Raw genomic sequence first — 6346 nt, 5'->3', positions numbered from 1 at the left:
GGTTAAAGATATCGACAAAATGCGCGATACGTTAGTCGGTGACATTATTAATCGCGCACTTGTCGTTAACAAAATGCTGACCGAGTTTAAGCGGGCCACCTTTGCTGATATCGCGGCTTTTGTTGACCTGTCTGCCAATGAATACAACGTTTCACTTGGCGGTAAGAAAGGCAACGTTACCCTGCCATCTTTCGATGGCGAATATAAAATCCAGCGGGCTATGCAAGACCGCATTGCCTTTGATGAGCGCTTGCAAGCCGCTAAAGCGCTTATTGATGAGTGCCTGGCTGATTGGGTTAAAGGCGCACAGCCTGAAATTCATACCATAATCAACCGGGCTTTCTCCACTGATAAAGAGGGGGATATCAATACGGGAGCTGTTCTGGCCCTGCGTCGTTATGACATTCAGGACGCCCGCTGGTTACGTGCGATGGATGCAATCAGCGAAGCCGTTCAGGTTGTTGGTAGTCGTTCCTATGTCAGAGTTTATAGGCGTATGGGTGATACAGACCAATATCAGGCGATCCCTCTTGATATCTCTGGAGTCTGATATGAAAGCTGAAGAGTTTAATCGGCGTTATCCCGTGGGTAAGGTTTTCATCTACCAACCGTGCAAATTTTTACGCGGGGGCAAATCAGTAAAAACGGTTGGCCCAGCCCATGATTTTGATTCGGAAACTGTCGTGGAAATTAATAAAGAACCTTATTTTGCTAATACGGGATCATTAACGCCTGCGGGCTAATTTAATTCGCTTTTAAATCATCTTTAAACATGGCGTAAACCCGCAGGGGCGCGCTTACGCCAAAATAATGGAAAACCACCATCATGAATAAAGAAAAGTATCTCGCCAAAATAAAGAAACTGCTGAATTTGGCTAAGCGTAGTGCCAATCCTAACGAAGCCGCCAATGCTTTGCGACAGGCTCAAAATCTAATGCGTGAACATAGGTTGAATGAAACCGATGTTGCGTTGACTGAGATTAGTGAAGCTAGCACTAAAGGTGCTCCATCCGATGCTGTATCTATTCCGCGTTATATGTCGTCATTAATGTCCATTATTAGTCAGGCATTTGGTGTTCAGAATTATTTAACCTGGCAAGGTAATAAACGAACCATCGTTTTTTATGGCCCAAACGAGCGGCCACAGATTGCCGCTTATGCCTTTGATGTCTTATCTCGTCAGATGATGACTTCCCGCCGTGCGTTCAGTGCAAAACAGCGTAGCAGTCTCAAGCGGACAACCAAAATAGGCCGCGCAGATAGCTATTGTGAAGCCTGGGTTAGCGGGGCTTACACCGTGATTGAGCGTTTTGTGGTTACAACCAATGAGCGGGAGTTGATGGATACCTATTACCAACGAATCAGTAATGGAGGGAGTTGGAAAGCAGTAGCTATGCGTGAGGCTAAAAAAGTACGAGGAATAGATGATGCCGCTGACGCTGGATATCGCGCGGGGAAAGACGCCAGTTTGCTCCATGCAGTCAATGGTACTGATTCTCAGCCTGCGCTGATTGGGAGGTCATAATGGAAAACCTGTCTAAAACTGATTCTTTGCGCCAGGCGCTGAATATCCTGGGTTCTGCCACAGGCCGCGAACTGGCTAATTTCACTGGCTTACCGCTTGATCGTGTTGGTGCATTGCTGGCCGGGGATATCCACAAGGGGCGCATTGTTCGTGGTTGGAATGGTAAAACACGTTGTTACGCTGTTACCGGTACTGCTTCGGTTAAACCATCCCTACAGGAAAACCCAAGACCACTTCACTGGAAAAACACCACGGTTATTGGCGTAAAAGTGAGCAGCAACAAGTTACGCTGCCTGCCGCTGGGTGTCACTAACCCTGAGTTTAAGGTACTGGCGCTCAAAGCAGTATCTCTCGAAAAACAGTCTAAATATGCCCGCGCCATGTCGGTTTGGTTATTGGCTGCTGATGTGTCGATGTTGCTCATCAACGAGCAATGGTGCCTGACCCGTGCCCAGTTCTGTGAGTCTGCGAAGTCCAAAGGCTGGAGGGGATGCCCATGAAAGCCCATGTCAGTAGCCGGGAATATCAGGATAACGGCAATAAACGCATCTACACCCTGACAGATGGCAGCGTGGTGATCGAGTATCCCAACCTGCCGGGTAAGTCACGTTTCAACTTCTTTAATCATTGTGGGAATACAGTTCACAAAAACCAGCAACGTGTTGCCATGAAGCAAGCCGTTGAACACCATAAAAAACAGTGGAAGGTGAAGCCATGAGCCATTTTCTAAAAGGGTTATCCGCCGACAAATTTAATCAAAAATACCCTGTTGGTAGCAGTTTCAATTACTTCCCGATCATGGGTATCCCTGACAGCGTTGAAGTAGTCACCCGTACCGAGGCTTGGGCGTTGGACTATGGCGCTGTGGTGGTTAGTATCATTGGCCGCGCCGGTGGCGTGAGCATTGAGCATCTGAAGCCTATTGTTATTGCTGATAGCCTCCAGCAGAACCTAGAAGAGTTGAAGAAAGCGGCATTAGGCGCAAATCTTTACGGTTGGACTGGTATTGGTGACCAACTGCAAACAGAAGGATACCCAGAGTTAATGGCTCAATTTATTGAGCATTGCACACCATCAGTAATCATTGACCTGATAGCCCAACTGGAAGCGGCACAGAAGCTGAATCCATTGTCGGTAAATGTTAGTGAATTGGAAGCAACTTACATCGGCGATATCCGATTGCACATGGCTGCAATTTCCGACTGGAAGAGCCGCACAGAGAAAGCAGAAGCAGCGTTATCAGCGGCAAACGAGAAGCCGATTGTGTTGCCTCACCGGTACTCGGTTGACTGTGGGGTATGCGAAGATCCAAATGGCGCGTGGGTGGCCGTTGACGAAATTATAGAGGCCATCAAAGCAGCCGGTTTCACTGTAGAGGGGAATGCAGATGCTGAGTAAAGAAGAAGCAGACCACACGATGGCATGGGAGGGGTGGCAAGCGAGAAGTGCTGAGCTGCTATCACTGCGTGAGCAACTTGCAGAGCTGAAAGCGTTACCTCCGGTTGGATATGTTATTAGCTGTAACGGCAATAAAACCCTCGGTTGGATTAATGACGCACCAGAAGGCACGTTATTGTTTGCAGCAGCCAAACCTGCCGATATGCAAGGAGATTCATGATGAAAAGACTTTGGCTATGGCCTATTGGCAGATTCTGGACATTTACACCGCTTGGCTGGTTGCTGGCTGTTATCTGGAACTTTTACGAACTATGTCACCTAAAGGTGCCATATGCACCCGCGGCTTTCGGTTTGATTATTGGTTGTCGAGGGAAGAAGGCTAAGGATGGTGTGAAATGACCATTAGAGAAATTACCTTAATCTGCTGGGCTGTAGCGTCCTACATCTACCTTGGTTATTGCTGGGTCAGCATCCTGAAACGGTTGGGTTGGGCAAGAAAAGATATTCACCCTCTTGCTTACATCATAATCGTATTGCTTTGGCCTGTGGGATTGATGCTTTTTGAGGCGCGACTGGTTGACGAGGACTATGACGATGATGAATAAAAATAGTACGAAAGAGCAGGCAGCGGCGCGAAAGCGCCTCTCCCGCGCCCGCGCAAAGTCACAGTTCGGCCAGCATCGTCTTGAAATTGTTCTGTCTGACCGAGGGTACAAAATGCTGCTCGATGGCTGTAAGCGCCGCAATCCGGGTCGCAAGCCATACCTCCCTAGCGAGTATGTTGAGTTGTTAATCTTCTGTGATGGTGAGCGACTGGAGCGGCAAGAGGCGACTTTAGGCCACTGTAATCACTGCAAGCTGCCATTACCCGCAGGTTGCAACACGGCTTTTGTCGGAGAATCTGCGTGTTGGTTTTATAGTCAGTCACGTACTTTAAATCTTACAGATGTGACCGGTCACGCTCAGTTGAATGAGGTGCAAAATGACTAATTTGGGTCTGTTAAAAAATCACCTAGCACTGGGTGAAGACTACAGCAACGAGTTACTGCAAGTGCTCCAGTCTGCTCTGGATGAGATTACCACCTCACGTGCAAAGCTGCTTGAATTGGGCGGTTACTCTCCAGCGGATACTGCTGATTTACTAACTGGCTGCGGGAAATTAACCCAATACATCACTAAATTTGAACACAGCAGCCCGTACTCTGTAGGTTCTTCCGCTTTGATTAACTTGTTAGTGACGCATCAAATCCAACACACAGTTATTGAACAATCATTAACCTTAACTTCTCTCAATAACGAGTGGTTTGCTCTGGTGGGTTTTGATAACTTTCCTTGGCATGCCTCACCAGCTGAGGCGATGGATACACTATCTGACTGGCTTATCCGGTTGGGCTTGGCGACAAGAGTCAGTGATGGTTTACGTACTCAGCTGGGGGCGTTATGGACAAAAAACTGATCCAGCTTATTCATGTGGGTAAGTCTGCTTTAGCCTGGGACGATGACACCTACCGTGATGTTATCTACAGGCTGACCGGTAAAACCAGCTCGACTCATTGCTCCATTGAGCAGCAAGAACGTATTGTTGCTTATATGCGGGCTCATGGATTTGAGCCTAAACCCGCTGCAAAAAGGGGGCGCAGACCCAGCGTTCCTGCGAGTAAGAAGACGATACTCGGTAAGATTGAGGCGCTACTGGCTGACGCTAACCGGCCATGGAGTTATGCTGAATCTATGGCGCAACACATGTTTCAGGTAAGATATGTTGATTGGTTGCCGCTGGATAAGCTGACAAAACTGATGCAGGCATTGATTATTGATGCCAAACGTCGAGGGAAATCATGATGGATATTGAGCAGGTTAAAGCGCTATTGCCAGAGTCTGTCCAGCAGATTGCCGAGTTGATCGGTTATCCAGCCACAGCCCGCCTGCTCGATAGGTTGGGCGGCACTACCTTCCCAATCGGTAAAGGGTTGCGCGCGCTTGGCGCGGCCCGAGCCACATTGTTACGTGAAACGATTGGTGATGAGAACGCACAACTGCTGGTCAAGCATTTTGGCGGAGAGGTGCTTTACCTGCCCCGCTGTGACCGAGCCTTACGCGAGTTACGCAATCGCTCGTTCCTGGCTGAATTCTCCCAGTTGCGTGATAGTGGCATCTCTTCACTGATGGTGATGACTCAGTTATGCCCTAAATATGGTTTTTCTGATAGGTTCGCTTGGGGGTTATTGGCGGAGAGAAAAACATCTAATAATGAACTACAAAGTTCTCTTTTCTAGGAGTGAAAAAAAATGGAATTATTTTTGGGTGTGATCTTTTTTATATCGGGAGTCTACGTTCTTGATGATGCAACAAAAAGGGGAGTATCGAATCAACTCGCGTGGGCAGTCGGCACTGTTATTTTGTGGCTTATTGTATTCCCTCTGTATCTTGTAAGAAGGAATGCGCTCACACAAACCGTCTCTAATATTGATGGTGCTGAAAAACCAAACTCGAAGCGTCTAGGTTTTGTGTTAATTTTATTACTTTCATTCACTCCGTATCTATGGGATAAATTTTAATTAACTAGTTGATTGGCCACTGAACCCCTTCCACTGATTATATAAAACCCTAATAGCAATACTGACACCATCCCAACCCATTGGATGGTGTCATGCAAATCTCCCTATCACAGTTTCAACTCGCCGCCTCTTTATCTCCCGCGCTCGCATCGCGTTGGTATCCGCATATCTTGTCAGCAATGAAAGAATTCGGTATTGATACCCCCCGTAGCCAGGCTGCGTTTATTGCACAAATCGGGCATGAAAGCGGGGGGTTTAAAGCACTGGCCGAGTCATTTAACTACAGTGTCGTGGGCTTAAAAGCTACCTTTAATAGCCGTTTAACTGCGGGTCAATGTGCGATGTTAGGTCGCCAGTCGGGTGAAACGGTTGTCCCTCTCGAACGACAGAAGGCCATTGCCAACCTTGTTTACAGCAAACGCTATGGTAACAACGCGCCGGGGGATGGCTGGAAATTTCGTGGCCGTGGTCTGAAACAAATTACCTTTTTAGATAATTATTACCGCTGCGGTCATGCGCTAGAAATCGACTTGATCATCAACCCGGATTTACTGCTGCAAGATGATTATGCCGCTCGTTCGGCTGGCTGGTTCTGGTTCGCAAATAACTGCAATCGTTATGCAGATAACGGTGATTTTGTTGGTCTGACTCGGGTGATCAATGGTGGCAGCAACGGACTGGCTGAGCGTCAGGCTCGATTAGTCATTGCTGAGCGTGTCCTATGTCGATAATGAAAACCCTCAAAGAGTTAATCACTAACCCTTCCTCTGGGCGGTTATCGACCTCAGACACCACTCTGGTGGGGGCGTTTATCGTCTCCTCACTCGCATTGCTATGGGCCACTATCTTTGGCCAGTCTGGTGAT

Annotated in this window: 15 protein-coding genes; all 15 read left to right on the top strand. The window is 47.8% G+C overall.

The genetic code is table 11. The features are described 5' to 3' along the window. Positions 1 to 550 (top strand): DUF3164 family protein (locus AEP37_RS22040; protein ID WP_049615334.1); only part of this gene is annotated, 550 nt, incomplete at its 5' end. Between the two features lies 1 nt (position 551). Further along, positions 552 to 743, top strand: a complete 192-nt coding sequence (locus AEP37_RS22035) for a hypothetical protein (protein ID WP_049615331.1) — start codon at positions 552 to 554, stop codon at positions 741 to 743. 83 nt (positions 744 to 826) lie between these two features. Further along, on the top strand, positions 827 to 1525 hold the full coding sequence (locus tag AEP37_RS22030; RefSeq protein WP_049615330.1) for a DUF2786 domain-containing protein: 699 nt from the start codon (positions 827 to 829) through the stop codon (positions 1523 to 1525). Continuing rightward, positions 1525 to 2025, top strand: a complete 501-nt coding sequence (locus tag AEP37_RS22025) for an ANR family transcriptional regulator (protein ID WP_049615329.1) — start codon at positions 1525 to 1527, stop codon at positions 2023 to 2025. Before AEP37_RS22030 ends, AEP37_RS22025 begins: the two co-directional genes overlap by 1 nt. Then, positions 2022 to 2243 carry a hypothetical protein gene (locus AEP37_RS22020; RefSeq protein ID WP_049615328.1) on the top strand — a complete coding sequence of 74 codons (222 nt, stop codon included), beginning with the start codon at positions 2022 to 2024 and terminating at the stop codon, positions 2241 to 2243. Before AEP37_RS22025 ends, AEP37_RS22020 begins: the two co-directional genes overlap by 4 nt. Further along, a complete protein-coding gene (locus tag AEP37_RS22015) occupies positions 2240 to 2923 on the top strand; it encodes a hypothetical protein (protein ID WP_049615327.1) in 684 nt (227 codons plus the stop codon). Before AEP37_RS22020 ends, AEP37_RS22015 begins: the two co-directional genes overlap by 4 nt. Then, complete coding sequence (locus AEP37_RS27035) at positions 2913 to 3143, top strand: hypothetical protein (protein ID WP_049615326.1); 231 nt, start codon at positions 2913 to 2915, stop codon at positions 3141 to 3143. The genes AEP37_RS22015 and AEP37_RS27035 overlap by 11 nt, the downstream gene beginning before the upstream one ends. Next, positions 3140 to 3322, top strand: a complete 183-nt coding sequence (locus AEP37_RS22005) for a hypothetical protein (protein ID WP_156168722.1) — start codon at positions 3140 to 3142, stop codon at positions 3320 to 3322. The genes AEP37_RS27035 and AEP37_RS22005 overlap by 4 nt, the downstream gene beginning before the upstream one ends. After that, complete coding sequence (locus AEP37_RS22000) at positions 3319 to 3528, top strand: hypothetical protein (protein ID WP_049615324.1); 210 nt, start codon at positions 3319 to 3321, stop codon at positions 3526 to 3528. The genes AEP37_RS22005 and AEP37_RS22000 overlap by 4 nt, the downstream gene beginning before the upstream one ends. Next, positions 3518 to 3913: a hypothetical protein gene (locus tag AEP37_RS21995; protein ID WP_235801340.1), complete on the top strand. Its 396-nt coding sequence runs from the start codon at positions 3518 to 3520 to the stop codon at positions 3911 to 3913. The genes AEP37_RS22000 and AEP37_RS21995 overlap by 11 nt, the downstream gene beginning before the upstream one ends. Next, positions 3906 to 4379: a hypothetical protein gene (locus AEP37_RS21990; protein ID WP_049615323.1), complete on the top strand. Its 474-nt coding sequence runs from the start codon at positions 3906 to 3908 to the stop codon at positions 4377 to 4379. The genes AEP37_RS21995 and AEP37_RS21990 overlap by 8 nt, the downstream gene beginning before the upstream one ends. After that, positions 4364 to 4765 carry a gp16 family protein gene (locus AEP37_RS21985; protein ID WP_049615322.1) on the top strand — a complete coding sequence of 134 codons (402 nt, stop codon included), beginning with the start codon at positions 4364 to 4366 and terminating at the stop codon, positions 4763 to 4765. The genes AEP37_RS21990 and AEP37_RS21985 overlap by 16 nt, the downstream gene beginning before the upstream one ends. Further along, on the top strand, positions 4765 to 5199 hold the full coding sequence (locus AEP37_RS21980) for a Mor transcription activator family protein (RefSeq protein WP_049615321.1): 435 nt from the start codon (positions 4765 to 4767) through the stop codon (positions 5197 to 5199). The genes AEP37_RS21985 and AEP37_RS21980 overlap by 1 nt, the downstream gene beginning before the upstream one ends. Before the next feature lie 12 nt (positions 5200 to 5211). Next, on the top strand, positions 5212 to 5481 hold the full coding sequence (locus tag AEP37_RS21975) for a hypothetical protein (RefSeq protein WP_049615320.1): 270 nt from the start codon (positions 5212 to 5214) through the stop codon (positions 5479 to 5481). 98 nt (positions 5482 to 5579) lie between these two features. Then, positions 5580 to 6212 (top strand): glycoside hydrolase family 19 protein, encoded by a 633-nt coding sequence (locus AEP37_RS21970; protein ID WP_049615332.1) that lies wholly within the window; start codon positions 5580 to 5582, stop codon positions 6210 to 6212. Positions 6213 to 6346 lie beyond the last annotated feature (134 nt).

The organism is Yersinia pekkanenii (genome assembly GCF_001152565.1).
GTDB classification, from domain to species: Bacteria; Pseudomonadota; Gammaproteobacteria; order Enterobacterales; family Enterobacteriaceae; genus Yersinia; species Yersinia pekkanenii.
Note: the sequence above shows the minus strand (reverse complement) of the source record. Positions and strands in the feature narration are given on the sequence as shown.